The sequence below is a fragment of the Plantactinospora sp. CNZ320 genome (genome assembly GCF_002846275.1).
Map to the genome: position 1 here is coordinate 7,402,308 of NZ_PJMP01000001.1, position 17,618 is coordinate 7,419,925.

Here is a 17,618-nt window from a genome sequence, read left to right on the forward strand (position 1 = left end):
CCATCACGCCTTCGGTCTCCTCGTCGGTCACTTGGTCGCGTCCTCGTCGCTCACTTGACCGCCTCCTCGTAGAGCTCGTCGAAGAGTTCGCGTACCCCGTCGTCGGCCTGGCCCCGGCTGGTCAGGTAGTCGGCGAACAGCTCCCGGGGGGAGCGCCCGGCCCGCTGCGCCGCCCGGCCCGCACCGGAGGCGGGCAGCATCTCCGGATCGATCCGCACCTCCAGGGCCCGGGGGAGCAGCTCCTGCACCTCCTCGCGCAGCCCCGCTCTCGGCGCCTCCCGTACGTAGACCCGCAGCCACGCCGTGGAGTCGTCGACCTTGGCCAGTTCGGCAAGGGTGCCGCGTACGGTGCGCAGTGGCGCCGCCGCCGTGATCGGCACCTCCCGGACCCGGGCGGCGGTCCGGGTGCTCACCTCGACGATGCTGACCGAGGGGCGGTTCTCCTCCTCGCCGAAGTCGACCGCGAGCGGGCTGCCGCTGTAGCGGATGTGGCAGGGGCCGAGCACCTGCTGTGCCCGGTGCAGGTGACCCAGCGCCACGTAGTGCGCGTTGCTCGGAAAGACCGAGGCCGGTACGGCGTAGTTGAGCACCGTGTGCGCCTCCCGCTCGCCGCCGCCGGTGCGGGCACCCACCACGGTCAGGTGCCCGGTGACCAGGTGCACCCGGTCGGGGGAGTCGAAGCCCTCGGTCAGCCGGCCGAGCACCCGGCCGACGTGGTCGGCGTACGTCTGCACCGCCTCGGCGGCGGTCAGCTCGTACATCTCGACGGCGCGGACCGCGTACCGCTGGGAGAGGAACGGCAGCGCGACCAGCCGCCACGCCTCGCCGTCGGCGGTGCTGCCGTCGATGACGTGCTCGGCCGGGTTGTCCCGGACGCTGCCCCGCAGCGCCACCCCGGCGGCCTCGGCCCACGGTCGCAGCGCGTCCAGGGCCGGTCCGTTGTCGTGGTTGCCGCCGATCGCGACCACCTGGGCCCCGGTGCGGCGCAGCGCGGAGAGTGCCCGGGTGACCAGCCGGGTCGCCTCCGGGGTCGGCGCGGCGGTGTCGTAGAGGTCACCGGCGACGATCACCAGGTCGGGAGACTCGGCCTGGGCGACCTCGACCACCTGGGCGAGGGCGTCCCGGTGCTCACCGACCCGGGACTGTCCCTTGAGGACCTTGCCGACGTGCCAGTCGGAGGTGTGCAGGATCTTCACGGCCCGACTCCGTTTCCGTTCGTTCGCGACTGCGGGGCTCGCAGAACCGGCTCACTCCTCGCGCTCACGGGTTTTCCGTTCGTTCGCGACTGCGGGGCTCGCAAATCCGGCTCACTCCTCGCGCTCACGGGTTGCTAGAAGGGGATGTCGTCGTCGGTGAGCGTCCCGGCCCGGGAGCCGACCACGGCGAACGGGTCGGCGGACTGGGTGATCGAGCGGAGCGTGCCGGTCGGCGCCGTCCCGGCCTCGGAGACCCGGGTGGCCCAGGCCGGGAAGGGGAAGTCCAGGCAGAGCGGCACCGGGATGTCCGGCTGGTTGACGAACATCGTGCCCGGCTTGGCCAGCAGCGCCCGCTGCCGCTGCGCGGCGGGGAGGAAGCCGTACTCCGGGCGGGACGCCTCGGCCGGGTCGAGCCGGCCGACCACCCGGATCGCCGAGTTGGTGACGATCCGCCGCTCCACCTCGCTGGCGGTCTGCTGCGCCCCGATCAGGATCACCCCGAGCGAGCGGCCCCGCTCGGCGATGTCGAGCAGTACCTCCTTGATCGGCGAGGAGCCCTCCCGGGGGGCGTACTTGTTCAGCTCGTCGAGTACGACGAAGAGCAGCGGCTTGGCGGTGCCGGCCTTCTCCTTGCGCTCGAACTCGGTCTTCAGGGTCACCCCGACCACGAACCGCTGTGCCCGGTCCGGCAGGTTGTGCAGGTCGACCACTGTCACCTGGGCGCTCTCGGCGGTGTTCACGCTGTGCGGCCGGCGGGTGGCCAGGTCGCCCCGGATCAGTCGGGCGAGATCCTTCTTGCTGCCGATCAGTCGCCGGGCGAAGGCGTTGACGGTGCCCATGTTCACCGCGCTGCCGGCCCACTCCGAGCGGGTCTCGTCGTCGGTGAGCTGCTCCACGATGTGGTCCACCAGGTCGGGGTAGGAGTTGATCCGTACCCCGTCGACGCTGACCCCGCCGTCGGCGGGCTGGGCGTACCTGGCCAGGTGGGCGGCGACCGAGTGCACCACCATGGTGTATTGCTGGCGCTCGTCGTCGGCGTCGGCGAAGACGTAGGGCAGCAGGCGGTCGGCGCAGAACTCGGTGAGCGTCCAGTAGAAGCTGTCGACCCCGGAGAGCCGGCTGCTCACGTCGGGGGTGCCGGAGGAGTCGCCGGCCCGGGGTGGGGCGTAGACCCGCACGTCCGGGAAGGCGCCGGCATCGAGCCCGAGCTTCGCGTACGTCTCGGTGGTGGCCGCGTCCAGCCGGCTGTTCGGGTGGTCGAGGAAGAGCAGGTCCTCGCCCTTGACGTTGAAGATCAGTGCCTTGGCGTTCACCGCGTCGCCGCCGAGCACCCCGGAGCGGAAGACCGAGTAGAGCAGGAAGGTGGCGAAGCTGGTCTTGGTGGCCACCCCGGAGATGCCGGAGATCGAGACGTGCGCGCCCCGGCTGCCGTCCAGGAAGTCGGCGTTGAGGAAGACCGGCACGCCGTCCCGGCCGATTCCCATCGGCACCCGCCGCTCCATCCGGTCGAAGTGCAGCGCCGCCGACCGGGCCTCGCCCTCGGCCCGGTAGACCACCGCGCCGGGGGAGGGCGGAACGTAGAACTCCGGATCGACCCGGGTGGTGGTGATCTCGGCCGCCTCCTGCACCATCGCCGGCAGGGTGCCGTCGGCGATGGCGAAGACGTCGGAGTCGAACTGGGCCCCCTCGTGCCGGGCCCGGACCTGGGTGACCACCCCGGCGATGGTGACCGGTTCCCGGTCGGGCAGCTCCCGGCGGGTCACCACCACGTCGTCGAGCTGGAGGTAGCTGCCCGGGGTGACGGCCGTCCAGAACTGCAACGGGGTGGCGTCGGCGGTGCCCAGCACCCGGCCGACCACCGCGCCCGGACTCTCCGGGAGGCTGTCTGTCACCGTGCCACTCCGCTGGGTGTCGCCCCTGGGGGCGTGGCACCGGTCAGGGTGGGAATCTGGTCAAGACACACGAGTCGCATCCTGCCTCACTGGTACGACACCGTGCCAATGCGGCGCGGCGGTGCGGTACGGCTGGCGGTCGGATCCGTCCCGCGCTCGGTCGCCCCGGCTGCCCTGCGGCCATGATGACCCTCGATCCACCCATCGGCCGGGGCAACACGCCGGCACCGGTCGGGTGCGGCGCCGGCCGGCTCAACCGCGGGCGTACCGGAGCAGCAGCTCGTCCCCGGCGGCGAGGACGTGTCGCAGCGACATCCCGCGCGGTGTGGTGGTCGGGCCGGCGGTGATCCGCCCGGCCCCCGGACCGGTCAGCATCGGCGCCACCGTCAGGCAGACCTCGTCGACCAGGCCGGCGGCGGTCAGCGAGCCGAACAGGTGCGGCCCGCCCTCGCAGAGCACCTGGCCGTGCCCACGGCGGTGCAGCTCGGCCAGGCCGGCGGCCAGGTCGACCTGCTCCTCGCCGCGGCGCAGCAACTCGGCGACGCCGTCGAGCCCGGCCGGCGCCTCGGCCCGCCCGGTGGTCAGCACCACCGGCCGGACCGGGGCGTCCGCGAAGGCCGCCGACTCCGGGTCGAGGTTCAGCGCCCGGGAGACCACGACCATCGTCGGGTACTCGGCCAGCCCGTGCTCCCGGCGCCAGGCACGGCGCCGCTCGTCCAGCCGGAGTGCTCGGTACGCCTCGTGTCGCAGCGTTCCCGCGCCGACCAGCAGCACGTCGCAGACCATCCGCAGCAGCCCGAAGACCCGCTTGTCGGGCGGGGAGGAGAGGCCGGCGGAGTGGCCGTCCAGCTCCACGGCGCCGTCGATGCTGGCGACGAAGTTCATCCGCAGGTGGGGCCGGTCGAGGCGCGGATAGAGCGCGATCAGTGTCGACTCGTCCAGGGCATCCGGCGCCGGGTCAGGCCACAGCCGGGTTATTCCGACATTACCGGTCATTCGCTGGCCGGACCGGTGACCGGAGGGACGGGTGCGGGGGTACGGTGCTGGCAGTCGCACCAGTTGCGGCCCCGGCAGTCGTCGTGCCTGTCGTCCCGGCAGGCTCGGCAGATCATGCCGGTAAGCCTATGCCGAGAGGGTGGGAGACGATGCGCCGTCAGATCTTCCAGCTCAAGGTGTCGCTCGCCGACGTCACACCGCCGGTCTGGCGGCGGGTGCTGGTGCCGGGCGGCTACACCCTGGACCGGGTGCACCGGCTGTTCCAGTCCGTACTGGGCTGGCAGAACTGCCACCTGCACTCGTTCGACATCGACGGGGTGCAGTACGGCGTACCGGATCCGGAGGGGGAGCTGACCCTCCGCGACGAGCTGGACACCAGGCTGGACGCGGTGGCTACCAAGGGCGGTCGCTTCCTCTACACGTACGACTTCGGCGACTGGTGGGAGCACGACGTGATCGTCGAGGACGTCTTCGGCGCCGATCCCGACGAGCGGTACCCGGTCTGCTCCGCCGGTGCGGGTGCCTGCCCGCCGGAGGACGTCGGCGGCCCGTACGGCTATCGGCAGTTCCTCGCCGCGATGGCCGACCCGGACCACCCGGAGCACGAGGCGCTGCGCGACTGGCTGGGTCGACCCTTCGACCCGGCGACCTTCGACCCGGGGCGGGCGAGCACCCTGGCGCGCTGGCTGAGCTGACCGGGGCAAACGCCCCGGCCGTCGCGTGCGGGTACCCCGGTCGTCCGGGACGAGACGCTGCCGACGATGGCCGGCGGGTGACCGGCGACGGCCACTGTGGAGGGCTGGCCGGCGCTGCGCGGGTACCCCCTGATCCGTCACCTGTCGCGGCGGTGCCGTGCCGGTCGGACGCTGCCGCGGTCGGCTGTCCGACGGGTGGACGTCGGCCTGCCCGTTACCTCGGGGATAACGTCCGCTTTGCGGGTGAGTGACCCAGCGCCGACGGTAACGAAATGGGAACGCTCCCAGATGCCCATTGACACCCCCGAAACGCGCCGGCAATCTCATGGGAGCGCTCCCGGCGGTTTGTGGCCAAGGCCACACAACCGTTGAGGTGGCGTCAAACCGAATCCCATGGCACGGCGCCGGGCGCACCCGCCCGGCGCCGGTCGGCGGGCGGACACACACGCACCCTCGCGCCACGAACGACGATCCGGGCGACCGGCATCGGCACCAACTCGACACACATGAATCTCCGACACCACCACAACACGAGTTACCCACCTGAGAGGGGTCAGGGATGAGCGTCATCAGGCGCCGGCTCCGCACCGTCGCGGTCGCCGCGCTCGCCGCGGGCGTGGCTCTCGGCAGCACGGCGTGCAGCAAGAGCGACAACGACGGATCCACCGGCGAAGGGGGAGAGGTCAAGCTTGTCCTGCAGACCTTCTCGAACTTCGGGTACGACCAAGCGATCAAGGACTTCGAGGCCGCCAACCCCAAGATCAAGGTCGAGCACCAGAAGATGGGCGAGCTGCGGGACTTCCAGCCCAAGCTGGTGCAGTGGCTCGCCGCGGGCAGCGGCGCCGGCGACGTGGTCGGGCTCGAAGAGGGCGTGCTGCTCGGGTACGTGCAGAACCACGACAAGTTCGCCAACCTGCTGGAGCTCGGGGCCGACGAGCTGAAGTCCACCTTCCCGGAGTGGAAGTGGAACAACGCCCTGACCCCGGACGGCAAGAAGCTGATCGGGCTCGGCACCGACGTGGGTGGCCTGGCCATGTGCTACCGCAAGGACCTCTTCCAGCAGGCCGGTCTGCCCACCGACCGCGACGAGGTCTCGAAGCGGATGAGCACCTGGCAGGACTACATCGCGCTGGGCAAGGAGTTCAAGGCCAGTGGCAAGGCCAAGGCCGCCTGGCTGGACAGCGCGACCAGCCTGATGCAGCCGCACGTCATGCAGAACTCCGAGACGTTCTTCTTCGACAAGGACAACAAGTTCATCGGCGACACCAACCCGATCGTCAAGCAGACCTGGGACATGGGTCTGCAGATGGCCGCCGACGGGCTGACCGCCAAGGCGCAGCGCTGGAGCGCCGACTGGGACGCGGCCTTCAAGAACTCGGCGTTCGCCACCCTCCCGTGCCCGGCGTGGATGACCGAGGGCGTCATCGCCCCGAAGTCCGGCCCGGGGAACGCCGGCAAGTGGGACATCGCCAAGATCCCCGGTGGCGGCGGTAACTGGGGTGGTTCCTACCTCGCGGTGCCGGCCCAGACCAAGCACCCGAAGGAGGCGTACCTGCTGGCCAAGTACCTGACCAGCAAGGAGGGTCACCTGGCGGCGTTCAAGGAGGCCGGTGCGATGCCGTCGGACATCGCCGGCATCGAGGACCCGGCGTTCAAGGACAAGAAGAGCGAGTACTTCAGCGGCGCCCCCACCGGCGTGATCTTCGGCGAGAGCGTCAAGAGCATGAAGCCGGTCTTCCTCGGCGCCAAGCACCAGCAGATCTGGGAGACGGTGGTCGAGCCGCAGATGCAGGCGGCCGAGCGCGGCCAGCTCAGTTCGGACGCCGCCTGGAAGAAGGCGATGGACGAGGCCAAGAAGCTGACCAGCTAGGTCGATCGGTGACCTGCCGCGCCCACGGGTGAGGAGTGCCCGTGGGCCGGCGGCGGTGCCCACACCCGCGGAGGGTGTGGGCACCGCCGCGAGGTCACCGGCCGGTCCACCTCCCGGAAGGACCCCCGCAATGAGCTCTGTCGTCGGCGCGGCACCACCACGGCACGCTGCCACGCCCCCCACCCAGGAACCGACGCACCGCCGGCGGTCGTACCGCCTCGGGCGCTGGGACATCAAGTACTCGCCATACCTCTACATCGCCCCGTTCTTCCTCCTCTTCGGGGTCTTCGGCCTCTTCCCGGTCCTCTACACGGTCTACGTCTCGCTCTTCGACTACGACCTGCTCAGCGGGAGCAAGGAGTACGTGGGGCTGGAGAACTACCGGGTCCTGCTCGACGACGCGCAGTTCTGGAACGCCGCCTACAACACCTTCGGCATGTTCGTGCTCAGCACCGTGCCGCAGCTCGTGGTGGCGCTCATGATCGCCAACCTGCTGAACCGGCAGATGCGGGGGCGCACCCTGTTCCGGATGGGGATCCTGATCCCCAACATCACCTCGGTGGCCGCGGTCGGCATCATCTTCGCGCTGATCTTCGCCGACCGGTACGGCCTGGTGAACTGGCTGCTCGGCACGGTCGGGATCGACCCGGTCGCCTGGCGGGACAACCGCTACGCCTCCTGGTTCGCGATCGCCTTCATGGTCGACTGGCGGTGGACCGGCTACAACGCCCTGATCTACCTCGGTGCGATGCAGGCCATCCCGAAGGACCTCTACGAGTCGGCGTCCCTGGACGGTGCCTCCAACTGGCGGCAGTTCTGGCAGATCACCGTGCCGCTGATCCGGCCGACCATCCTCTTCACGATCATCATCTCCACCATCGGCGGTCTGCAGATCTTCACCGAGCCCCTGATGTACGGCTTCGGGCTGATCCGGGGCGGCGCCTCGAACGAGTTCCAGACCCTGGCGATGTACATCTACGAGCGGACCTTCACCGGCAACTTCGAGTACGGGTCCGGCGCCGCGATGTCCTGGCTGCTCTTCCTGATGATCGTCATCTTCGCGCTGATCAACTTTGCGATGGTCCGCCGCTCGGTCAAGGGGGAGCAGAAGTGACCACCATCCAGACCCTGCCCCGCACCGTGAGCCCGGCACCGCATCCGCCCCGCCGACGTCGTGGCCGGGGCGCGCCCGGAGCCCGGCTCTGGGAGGCCAGCCCGCTCACCTACCTCGCGTTGGTGATCGGCTCGGTGCTCTCGGTCTTCCCGATCGTCTGGTCGTTCATCATCGCCTCCCGGGACAACAGCGCGGTCTACGAGATGCCGCCGACCCCGGGCGGCAAGCTGTTCGAGAACATCGAGCGGATGCTCGCCAACGAGGACGCGGCGTTCCTCTACGGCCTGGTCAACTCGGCCGTGGTCTCGTCCGTGGTGACCATCTCGGTGATCTTCTTCTCCACCCTGGCCGGTTTCGCCTTCGCCAAGCTCAAGTTCCGGGGCAGCAACGCGCTGCTGCTGGTGATCATCCTGACCATGATGGTCCCGACCCAGCTCGGCATCATCCCGCTCTACCTGATGATGGTGGAGCTGGGCTGGACCGGCACCCTCCAGGCGGTCATCGTGCCCTTCCTGGTCCAGGGCTTCGGGGTCTTTATGATGCGCCAGTACGCGATGTCGGCGATCAGCGACGAGCTGATCGAGGCGGCCCGGCTCGACGGCTGCTCCACCTGGCGGGTCTACTGGAACGTGGTGCTGCCGGCGCTGCGCCCGGCGGCGGCCGTACTCGGTCTGCTGACCTTCATGCAGACCTGGAACGAGTTCCTCTGGCCGTTCGTCGTGCTCACCCCCGACACCCCGACGGTGCAGTACTCGTTGAAGATCCTTTCGTCCGGTCTCTACCAGACGGACTACGTAGCCCTGTTCGCCGGCACCGCGCTGGCGACCCTGCCGCTGCTGATCGTGTTCATCATCTTCGGCCGCCAGATCATCGGCGGCATCATGGAAGGCGCCGTCAAGTCGTGAGCAACTCCACGAGCCCACTGTCCACGCAACTGCTCGAGGAGGGCCAGGGCGCGGCCTTTCCCCCCGGCTTCGTCTGGGGCGCCGCCACGGCGGCGTACCAGATCGAGGGGGCGGTGCACGAGGGCGGTCGAAGCGCATCGATCTGGGACACCTTCAGCCACACCCCGGGGCGGGTCGTGCAGGGGCACACCGGTGACGTCGCCTGCGACCACTACCACCGGTACCGCGACGACGTGAAGTTGATGGCCGAGCTGGGGCTGAAGGCGTACCGCCTCTCGGTGGCCTGGCCCCGGATCCAGCCGGACGGACACGGTCCGGGCAACCAGGCCGGGCTGGACTTCTACCGGCGGCTGACCGACGAGTTGCTGGAGCACGGCATCGAGCCGTGGATCACGCTCTACCACTGGGACCTGCCGCAGGCGATCGAGGACGCCGGCGGCTGGCCGAACCGGGACACCGCCGCCCGGTTCGCCGAGTACGCCGAGCTGACCGTCGCGGCCCTCGGTGACCGGGTCAACCACTGGATCACCCTGAACGAGCCGTGGTGCTCGGCGTTCCTGGGCTACGGCTCCGGGGCGCACGCGCCGGGGCGTACCAACCCGGGCGAGGCGGTCCGGGCGGCGCACCACCTGATGCTCGGGCACGGCCTGGCGACCCAGGCCATCCGGGCGGCCCGGCCGGAGGCCGAGGTCGGGGTGACCCTCAACCTCTACGCCGTCTCCCCGCAGACCTCCTCGGACGGCGACGCCGACGCGGCCCGCCGGATCGACGGGCTGGCCAACCGGATCTTCCTGGACCCGGTGCTGCGCGGCAGCTACCCGGCGGACGTGGTCGCCGACCTCGCGGCGGTGACCGACTTCGATCACGTCCGGGACGGCGACCTGGAGACCATCTCCACCCCGATGTCGTTCCTCGGCATCAACTACTACAGCCGGCACGTGGTCGCCGCCCCGATCGAGGGCGTCGAGCCGGAGCCGTACTGGCGGGCCCAGTCCTGCTGGCCCGGCAGCGAGCAGGTCCGGTTCGTCACCCGGGGCGTGCCGGTGACCGACATGAACTGGGAGATCGACGCCCCGGGGCTGGTCGAGACCCTGGAGCGGGTGTACCGGGAGTACCCGGAACTGCCGATCTACATCACCGAGAACGGCTCCGCCTTCGTCGACGAGGTGGTGGACGGCCGGGTCGACGACACCGACCGGCTCGGCTACTTCGACGCGCACCTGCGGGCCTGCCACGCGGCGATCAGCACCGGGGTGCCGCTGCGGGGGTACTTCGCCTGGTCACTGCTTGACAATTACGAGTGGGCGTGGGGCTACACCAAGCGCTTCGGCATGGTCTACGTCGACTACGAGAGCCAGCGCCGGATCCCGAAGTCGAGCGCACGGTGGTACGCCGAGGTGATCCGACGTAACGGTTTGGCCGCACAATGAACCATGTTCCACCTTTCCGCGCGGTCGGTCGTGCCCTCGGATGAGGGTCGCGCCGCCGGCACCGCGCTGTGCAGGTTGAACGGGGTTCAATAGGCGTGGTCAGCCAGTATTGGGGGTGCCCGGCACCGGCCAGTGGGTCGGTGCCGGACATCCGACGTCGGAGGGACAGACGATGACAACCCAGCGCACCCGCTCGCTCGGGCGGCCCACCCTGGATGCGGTCGCCGCCCGCGCCGGAGTGGGGCGGGGCACCGTGTCCCGCGTCGTGAACGGTTCACCCCAGGTGAGCCCCGAGGCCCGGGCGGCGGTGCAGCGGGCCATCGCCGAGTTGGGCTACGTGCCGAACCGGGCGGCCCGGGCCCTGGTGACCCAGCGGACCGACTCGGTGGCCCTGGTGGTCTCCGAGTCGGAGGAGCGGGTCTTCGGCGAGCCGTTCTTCGCGGGCATCGTGCGGGGGATCAGCTCCGCACTGCTGGAGACCCCGATGCAGCTCTGGCTGGCGATGGCGCAGTCGCCGGCCGAGCGGGAGCGGGTCGAGCACCACCTGACCAACCAGCACGTGGACGGGGTGCTCCTGCTCTCGCTGCACGACGCCGACCCGCTGCCGACCCTGCTGGAGCAGCGCGGGTTGCCGACCGTGCTCGGCGGCCGGCCGGCCCGGATGCTCGGCGACCCGTCCGGGGCGTACTTCGTCGACGTGGACAACGCCGGTGGCGCCCGGCAGGCGGTCGAACACCTGGTCGGGCAGGGGCGCAAGCGGGTGGCGACAGTCGCCGGCCCGCAGGACATGGGCGTCGGCGTGGCCCGGCTGGCCGGCTACCGGGAGGCGGTACGGGCCAGCGGCGGGCTGGTCAGCGACGCCATGGTCGCGTACGGCGACTTCAGCGAGGCCAGCGGCGCGGCGGCGATGCGCCGGCTGCTGGACAGCTGCCCCGATCTCGACGCGGTCTTCGTCGCCTCCGACCTGATGGCCTGCGGTGCGTTGCGGGCGCTGCGCGAGTCCGGTCGGCGGGTGCCGGAGGACGTGGCGGTGGTCGGCTTCGAGGACGCCCCGATCGCCCGGCAGACCGAGCCGCCGCTGACCACCGTCTTCCAGCCGATGGAGGAGATGGGGCGGCAGATGGCCCGGCTGCTCGTCTCGCGGATCCGCCGTGAGGAGCGCGAGGTGCCGTACGTGCTGCTCGACACCCATCTGGTGCACCGCCAGTCCGCCTGACCCCGGGGGTACGGCGGCAGCACGGCGCACGCCTTCAGTCTGTTGTCCAGCGCCGCAGTTCGCGGCGGGCCAGCGCGGCCCGGTGCACCTCGTCCGGGCCGTCGGCGAGCCGGAGGGTACGGGCGCCGGCCCAGAGCGCGGCCAGCGGGGTGTCCTGGCTGACCCCGGCCCCACCGTGCGCCTGGATCGCCTTGTCGATCACCCACTCGGCCATCGCCGGAGTCACGATCTTGATCGCCTGGATCTCGGTGTGCGCGCCCTTGTTGCCGACCGTGTCCATCAGCCAGGCGGTCTTGAGCACCAGCAGCCGGGCCTGCTCGATCCGGACCCGGGACTCGGCGATCCACTCCTGCACCACGCCCTGCTCGGCCAGCGGCCGGCCGAACGCGACCCGACCGGCGACCCGCCGGCAGAGGAGTTCCAGGGCACGTTCGGCCATCCCGACCAGGCGCATGCAGTGGTGGATCCGGCCCGGGCCGAGCCGCGCCTGCGCGATCGCGAAGCCGTCACCGGGCCCGCCGATCAGCTGGTCCGCCGGCACGCGTACGCCGTCGAAGCTCACCTCGGCGTGCCCGCCGTGCGCGCCGTCGGAGTAGCCGAAGACGGTCAGCCCGCGCCGCACCGTCACCCCCGGGGCGTCCCGGGGCACCAGCACCATGGCGTGCTGCCGGTGCCGGGGCGCTGCCGGATCGGTCTTGCCCAGCACGATGAAGATCCCGCAGCGCGGGTCCATCGCCCCGGTCGACCACCACTTCCGCCCGGTGACCACGTAGTCGTCGCCGTCCCGGACGATCCTCGTCTCGATGTTCGTCGCGTCCGAGGAGGCCACCTCCGGCTCCGTCATGCAGAACGCCGAGCGCAGCTCGCCGTCGAGCAGCGGGCGCAGCCAGCGTTCCCGCTGCGCCGGGCTGCCGAAGTCGGCGAGCAGTTCCATGTTGCCGGTGTCCGGGGCGGCGCAGTTGAGTGCCTCCGGGGCCAGGTGCGGGCTGCGGCCGGTCAGCTCGGCGAGCGGGGCGTACTGGAGGTTGCTGAGCCCGGCGCCGTACTCGGGATGGGGCAGGAAGAGGTTCCACAGGCCCCGGCGGCGCGCCTCGGCCTGGAGTTCCGCCATGATCGGCGGTCGGCTCCACGGCCCGGCACCGGTCGCCGGGTCGGCGGCGGCGGCGACCTGCTCCGCGTACACCGGTTCGGCCGGCAGGATCCGGTCGGTCAGGAAGTCGTGCAGCGCCTCGTGCAGCTCGGCGGTGCGCGCGTCGAATCCGAAGTCCATCGGTACTCCTCGGCGGTCTGCGGTGTGCCTGTCTGGGTCTGCCTTTTCCCGGTGGCGGTGAACGTGTGGGTGCGGTACGCCGGGTCAGTTCCGGCGCAGGGCGGCCAGGCCGTACCCGACAAGCGGCTCGACGAGTGCCCCGATCCGGTCGAAGCCCTCCCCGACGGTCTGCCCCAGGGTGTGTCGGTAGTGGATGCCCTCGCAGATGACGGCGAGCTTGAAGCAGCCCAGCGCCACGTGCCAGTCCAGCGGGCCGACGTCGACGTCGCTGCGGGCCGCGTACCTGTCGATCAGCTCGGCGCCGGACGGGAACCCGGCGCGCGGGCCGAGCCCGTCGGCGACGGGGTTGCCGTCGGCGGCGTCGGAGTCGCCGAGCACCTGCCAGTAGGTCAGCAGCAGGCCGAGGTCGGCGAGCGGATCGCCGAGGGTGGCCATCTCCCAGTCGAGTACCGCCCGGATCGTCACCGCCGGGCGCTGTGCGGTGTCGTCCGGCGCGGGACCGCAGTCGGCGATCAGGTTGTCGAGGCGGTAGTCACCGTGCACGATCCGGCCGGCGTTCAAGCCGTCCGGCGCGGTCGCGGCCAGCCGCCGGTGCAACTCGTCGATGCCGGGCAACGGCCGGCTGCGGGACCTGTCGAGCTGCCCGCCCCAGCGGCGTACCTGCCGGGCCAGGAACCCCTCCGGCCGGCCGAAGTCGGCCAGCCCGACGGCAGCCGGATCGACGGTGTGCAGCGTCGCCAGCACGTCCATCATCACCAGCGCCAGCTCGCGGCGCTGGGCCGGCGTGAGCGGGTCGGTCTGGGCCCGGCTGCGGTAGACCATTCCCGGCACCCGCTGCATCAGGTAGAACGGCGCACCGAGCACCGCCTCGTCGGGGCAGAGCAGCAGGGCCGCCGGCACCGGTACCCCGGTCGGGGCGAGCGCCGAGATCACCCGGTACTCCCGGGCCATGTCGTGCGCGGTGGCCAGCACGTGCCCGAGCGGGGGCCGGCGGAGTACGAACTCGTGCTCGCCGGCCCGGACCAGATAGGTGAGGTTCGACCGGCCGCCGAGGACGAGTTCCGCCCGGAGCGGTCCGGCCAGCAGGTCGGGCCGGTGTGCCGCGAGATGCCGGGCCAGGCGGTCCAGGTGCAGCCCGGACGGCGACCCGGCGGGTGGCTCCGGCCGGACGGCGTCGGCCGGCGGATCGGTCATCCGGACAGTTGATGGCATCTGGGCTGTCCAGTCAAGCCCGGGGCCGTCTGAACGCCGACGGTTCTGCCGACGGGAACGTGCCGCGGTTTTGCTGCCGGGACATGCCACGGCAACAGGGGCGAAATGGTCATCGGGCAGCCTGGTTGACAGCTCGCCGGCGGAACGCGCGCCGGTCCGCCGACGGAGGGGACGGACATGTTGCTGAGGGTTCGGGTGACCCTGCCGGATCGACCCGGAACGCTCGGTCAGGTCGCTCGTACGCTGGGCGTCGCCGGTGCCGACATCGTGCAGGTGGTGGTGTTGGAGCGGCTTGGCGGCCGGGCGGTGGACGACTTCACCGTGGTCTGGCCCGGTGCGTCCCGGGTCGACCGGCTCTGCGCCGGGCTCGGCGCCATCCCGGGGGTACGGGTCAACGGCATGTGGCGGGCGATCGGCGCGCCGAACGGCGGTGGGCAGGATGCCGAGCTGCTCGCCCAGATCGCCGCGAACCCGGCCGACGGGCTGGCCACCCTTGTCGACGCGGTACCCGGGCTGCTCGCCGCGGACTGGGCGGCGGCGGCCGTGGTACCGGCGGACTGGGCCGCGCGTACCGGTGCTGGTGCGGGGACGGCCCGGGGCGGCGGCTCGCCCGCGGTGGCGTACGCGAGCTGGCGGGCACCGGCACCGCTGGAGCTGCCCGAGGTGACCCCGCTGCGGGCCCGCGCCATGAACGGGCCGGTGGGCACCCACTACGCGGTCGCCCCGTTCGGCCGGGCGGGCCTGGTGCTGATGCTGGCCCGGGTGGACGGCGACGGGCTGTCGGCGGCCGGTTTCCACGTCACCGAGGTCGACCGGATCGCCCAACTGGTGCGGGCCGCGGCGACGATCCTCGACGACCGGCTCGACCTGGTCAGCGCCCCACCGGCGGAGACCGGGCCACCGGCGGTGATGACTGGTCACGGCTGAGCAACCGGCGGGTAACAGCGGGCGGGCAGGCTGGGACCGGGAAGGGGGAACAGATGACACTGTGGCGGATCAGGGCGACCGTTGTCGATCGGCCGGGATTCCTCTCCGTACTCACCGCGAGCCTCGCGCTGCGCGGGGTGAACATCCTCGCCGTGCAGGTGCACACCACCGAGGCGGGAGCGGTCGACGACTTCCTGGTGGACGCGCCGCCCGGGTTGACCGCGGAGGACCTGGTGGCGGCGGTGGAGCGCGGGCGTGGCCGGAACTGCTGGGTGGCCCGCAGCGAGGCGCGAGGGCTGGCCGACCAGCCGACCCGGGCGCTCGGCCTGGCCAGCCGGCTGGTCCGCGACCCGGACGCGCTCGGCGAGTCGCTGCGCAGCCTGCTCAGCGCCGACTCGGTCACCTGGCGGCCGGTGGCGTCCGGCCCGGCTGGTCCCGGGCACGCGGCCGAGACGATGTTGCTGCCCGACCCGTACGGCGGCTCCTTCGAGGTGCTGCGGAAAGCGCCGAGCTTCACCCCGGCCGAGTACGCCCGCGCGCAGGCGCTGGTGGACCTGGCCGGTGCGGTGGCCCGGCAGGCCGTCGACCGGGTGACCCTGGTGCTGCCGGACGGCGCCGAGGTGGCCGTACGGCCCGCTGTCGGCGACGACCTGCCTGCGGTACTCGAGATGCACCGGCGCTGCTCGGCGCGGAGCCTGCACCGGCGCTATCCGGGGCGGGGCGGGGTGGCACCGCAGCGGTTGCGCCGACTGCTCGCCCCGGCGCGCGGGGTCACCCTGCTGGCGTTGACCGGTGGCGTGGACGGCAGCCCCGAACGGGTGGTGGCGATGGCGAACCTCGCCACCGAGGGGGTGCTCGGCGAACTCGCCCTGCTGGTCGAGGAGGACTGGCAGCGCCGTGGCCTCGGCGGCGCCCTGTTGCGCCGCCTGGTCGGGTACGGCACCCGGGCCGGCTGCGCCGCGCTGCTCGCGCACACCTCGGCCGGGAACGTGGCGATGCTGCGCCTGCTGGACCGGCTGCGCCGGCCGGACTCCGTCGACCGTGACGGCGACCTGCTGACCGTCACGGTGCCGCTGCACGACCGGCCGGCCGTACCGGTGCCGGCCGCCACCGAGACTCCGGCCGCTACCGAGACTCCGGCCGCTACCGAGACTCCGGCCGCTACCGAGGCGTAGCGGCACGGACCAGACCCGGCGGTCCGGTCCTGGTGCAGGACCGGACCGGCGGAACCGCCTGTCTGGGGCACGGAAGAGGGGTCCCTCCGGTAGGACGGCCGGAGGGACCCCTCTTCCGTCGGGGTCCGACAGCCCGCTCTCAGGTGGCCGGGTAGCTGGTGTAGTCCGGGAAGTTGCCGTACAGCCGCTGGGCGGAGGAGTTGACGGTGACCGCCTGCACCAGCAGGTCCCCGCCGACGAAGGCGCCCTTCCAGGAGGCGCCCCGGCCGCCGAACGGCTCGTCCCGGTCACCCCGGGACCGGGGCTTGTTGATGCCGACCTTGAACGCCTGGAGGTCGACCGCGAGCTTCGCCGCCGTCTCCTCGTCGTCGCAGGCGAGGCTCGCCACCAGGGCGCCGTTGCTGGCGTTCATCGCGGCCAGCAACTCGTCCGGGGTGTCCACCACCACGATGGTGTCGACCGGGCCGAACGGCTCGGTGTGCATCAGCCGGGACCGGCCGGGCGGAGCCAGCAGCACCGACGGGGCCACGTACGCCGAGGTGTCCTGCCCGGACAGGAACGGCGCGCCGTCGAGCCTGCCCCGGTACAGCGGCACGGCACCGCCGCGTACCGCCTCGTCCACCTTGCGGCGCAACTCGTCGGCCTTGGCGGCGCTGATCAGCGGGCCGAAGTCGAGGTCGGGCAGCGGATCGCCCTCGGCCCAGGTCCCGTCGACGGCCAGCGGGTGGCCGAACCGGACGGAGCGGACCACCGGCAGGTACATGTCGAGGAACTGGTCGACCAGGTCCCGCTGCACCACGAAACGCGGGTACGCCGTACAGCGCTGCTTGCCGTACTCGAAGCCCTTCTTCAGGTGCTTGGCGAGGGCTTCCCAGCCGGAGAAGTCCCAGATGCCCCAGGCGTTCAGCCCCTCCTGCTCGATCATGTGCCGCTTGTCGGTGTCGAGCAGCGCTGCGGCGACCTTGCCACCGTTGGAGCGGCCGCCGACGAAGGCCACCGCGCCGATCTCGGGTGCCCGGACGAGTACCTCGGAGAGTTCCTCGCCGCCGCCGCTGAGCAGGGTGGCGGGCAGCCCGGCCCGGCGCATCAGCGCGTGCGCCACGGTGAGGCAGACCGCTCCGCCCTGGGACGGCGTCTTGGCGATCACCGCGTTGCCGGCGAGCAGCTGCACCAGTTCGGCGTGCACCAGCACACTCATCGGGTAGTTCCAGCTCGCGATGTTGCTGACCGGGCCGGCCAGCGGCTCCCGGCCGTCGGCGAGCATCCGGTCGATCTCCTCGACGTACCACCGCACGCCGTCGAGCGCCCGGTCCACATCGGCGCAGGCGAGCCGCCACGGCTTGCCGATCTCCCAGACCAGCAGCAGGGCCAGCAGGTCCCGGTGCTCGGTCAGCGCCTCGAGTGCCTCGACGACCCGGGCCTTGCGGTCGGCCAGTGGGGTGCCGGCCCAGTCGCGGTGCTCGTCGGCGGCGAACGCGACGGCGGCCCGGGCCGACTCCGCGTCCAGCCGGGCGAGGTTCACCAGTACGGTGTTGTCCACCGGGGTACGCACCGGGCTCGGCGTACCGAGTGGTTGCCAGGCACCCTCGATCAGGTTGCGCAGGGTGACGGTGCCGCCGGACGGGTCGGTGTCGAGAGTGAACGCTTCGGGGGTCGCCCGCACCGCCCGGGTCAGGGTCCCCGACCAGTCGGTGCCGTCGGCAAGGCGCAGTGCCATCGC

14 protein-coding genes are annotated in these 17,618 nt (G+C 71.7%); 8 read left to right on the plus strand and 6 right to left on the minus strand.

The window, feature by feature from the left end:
* Nucleotides 1–50: 50 nt before the first annotated feature.
* The 3 genes from CLT71_RS33155 to CLT71_RS33165 form a co-directional block, all read right to left on the minus strand.
* Nucleotides 51–1,196: a metallophosphoesterase family protein gene (locus tag CLT71_RS33155; protein WP_101370559.1), complete on the minus strand. Its 1,146-nt coding sequence runs from the start codon at nucleotides 1,194–1,196 to the stop codon at nucleotides 51–53.
* Nucleotides 1,197–1,330: 134 nt separating this feature from the next.
* A complete protein-coding gene (locus CLT71_RS33160; protein ID WP_101370560.1) occupies nucleotides 1,331–3,088 on the minus strand; it encodes an ATP-binding protein in 1,758 nt (585 codons plus the stop codon).
* 252 nt (nucleotides 3,089–3,340) lie between these two features.
* Nucleotides 3,341–4,084 carry a pyrimidine reductase family protein gene (locus CLT71_RS33165; RefSeq protein WP_101370561.1) on the minus strand — a complete coding sequence of 248 codons (744 nt, stop codon included), beginning with the start codon at nucleotides 4,082–4,084 and terminating at the stop codon, nucleotides 3,341–3,343.
* A 149-nt stretch (nucleotides 4,085–4,233) separates the two neighbouring features.
* Here CLT71_RS33165 and CLT71_RS33170 point away from each other — a divergent pair, with 149 nt between their 5' ends.
* The 6 genes from CLT71_RS33170 (at nucleotide 4,234) to CLT71_RS33195 (ending at nucleotide 11,314) form a co-directional block, all read left to right on the plus strand.
* Nucleotides 4,234–4,779 (plus strand): plasmid pRiA4b ORF-3 family protein, encoded by a 546-nt coding sequence (locus CLT71_RS33170; RefSeq protein WP_101370562.1) that lies wholly within the window; start codon nucleotides 4,234–4,236, stop codon nucleotides 4,777–4,779.
* Nucleotides 4,780–5,338: 559 nt separating this feature from the next.
* Nucleotides 5,339–6,649, plus strand: coding sequence for an extracellular solute-binding protein (locus CLT71_RS33175; protein ID WP_101370563.1), 1,311 nt, complete (start codon nucleotides 5,339–5,341; stop codon nucleotides 6,647–6,649).
* 130 nt (nucleotides 6,650–6,779) lie between these two features.
* Nucleotides 6,780–7,763, plus strand: a complete 984-nt coding sequence (locus CLT71_RS33180; protein WP_101370564.1) for a carbohydrate ABC transporter permease — start codon at nucleotides 6,780–6,782, stop codon at nucleotides 7,761–7,763.
* A gap of 26 nt (nucleotides 7,764–7,789) precedes the next feature.
* Nucleotides 7,790–8,668, plus strand: a complete 879-nt coding sequence (locus tag CLT71_RS33185) for a carbohydrate ABC transporter permease (RefSeq protein WP_101372006.1) — start codon at nucleotides 7,790–7,792, stop codon at nucleotides 8,666–8,668.
* On the plus strand, nucleotides 8,665–10,098 hold the full coding sequence (locus tag CLT71_RS33190) for a GH1 family beta-glucosidase (protein ID WP_101370565.1): 1,434 nt from the start codon (nucleotides 8,665–8,667) through the stop codon (nucleotides 10,096–10,098). The genes CLT71_RS33185 and CLT71_RS33190 overlap by 4 nt, the downstream gene beginning before the upstream one ends.
* A gap of 172 nt (nucleotides 10,099–10,270) precedes the next feature.
* Nucleotides 10,271–11,314 carry a LacI family DNA-binding transcriptional regulator gene (locus CLT71_RS33195; RefSeq protein WP_101372007.1) on the plus strand — a complete coding sequence of 348 codons (1,044 nt, stop codon included), beginning with the start codon at nucleotides 10,271–10,273 and terminating at the stop codon, nucleotides 11,312–11,314.
* 34 nt (nucleotides 11,315–11,348) lie between these two features.
* Here CLT71_RS33195 and CLT71_RS33200 read toward each other — a convergent pair whose 3' ends face one another.
* Entirely contained in the window at nucleotides 11,349–12,584 is a 1,236-nt protein-coding gene (locus CLT71_RS33200; RefSeq protein ID WP_101370566.1) for an acyl-CoA dehydrogenase family protein, read from the minus strand.
* 84 nt (nucleotides 12,585–12,668) lie between these two features.
* Nucleotides 12,669–13,778: a phosphotransferase family protein gene (locus tag CLT71_RS33205; RefSeq protein ID WP_101370567.1), complete on the minus strand. Its 1,110-nt coding sequence runs from the start codon at nucleotides 13,776–13,778 to the stop codon at nucleotides 12,669–12,671.
* Between the two features lie 195 nt (nucleotides 13,779–13,973).
* On the opposite strand from CLT71_RS33205, the gene CLT71_RS33210 reads away from it, so the two are divergent.
* Together CLT71_RS33210 and CLT71_RS33215 are read left to right on the plus strand one after the other, a co-directional pair.
* Nucleotides 13,974–14,723: an ACT domain-containing protein gene (locus CLT71_RS33210; protein WP_101370568.1), complete on the plus strand. Its 750-nt coding sequence runs from the start codon at nucleotides 13,974–13,976 to the stop codon at nucleotides 14,721–14,723.
* A 53-nt stretch (nucleotides 14,724–14,776) separates the two neighbouring features.
* Entirely contained in the window at nucleotides 14,777–15,898 is a 1,122-nt protein-coding gene (locus tag CLT71_RS33215) for a GNAT family N-acetyltransferase (protein WP_101370569.1), read from the plus strand.
* Between the two features lie 139 nt (nucleotides 15,899–16,037).
* Here the strand turns inward: CLT71_RS33215 and CLT71_RS33220 are convergent, their stop codons facing one another.
* Complete coding sequence (locus tag CLT71_RS33220) at nucleotides 16,038–17,615, minus strand: aldehyde dehydrogenase family protein (protein ID WP_101370570.1); 1,578 nt, start codon at nucleotides 17,613–17,615, stop codon at nucleotides 16,038–16,040.
* Nucleotides 17,616–17,618 lie beyond the last annotated feature (3 nt).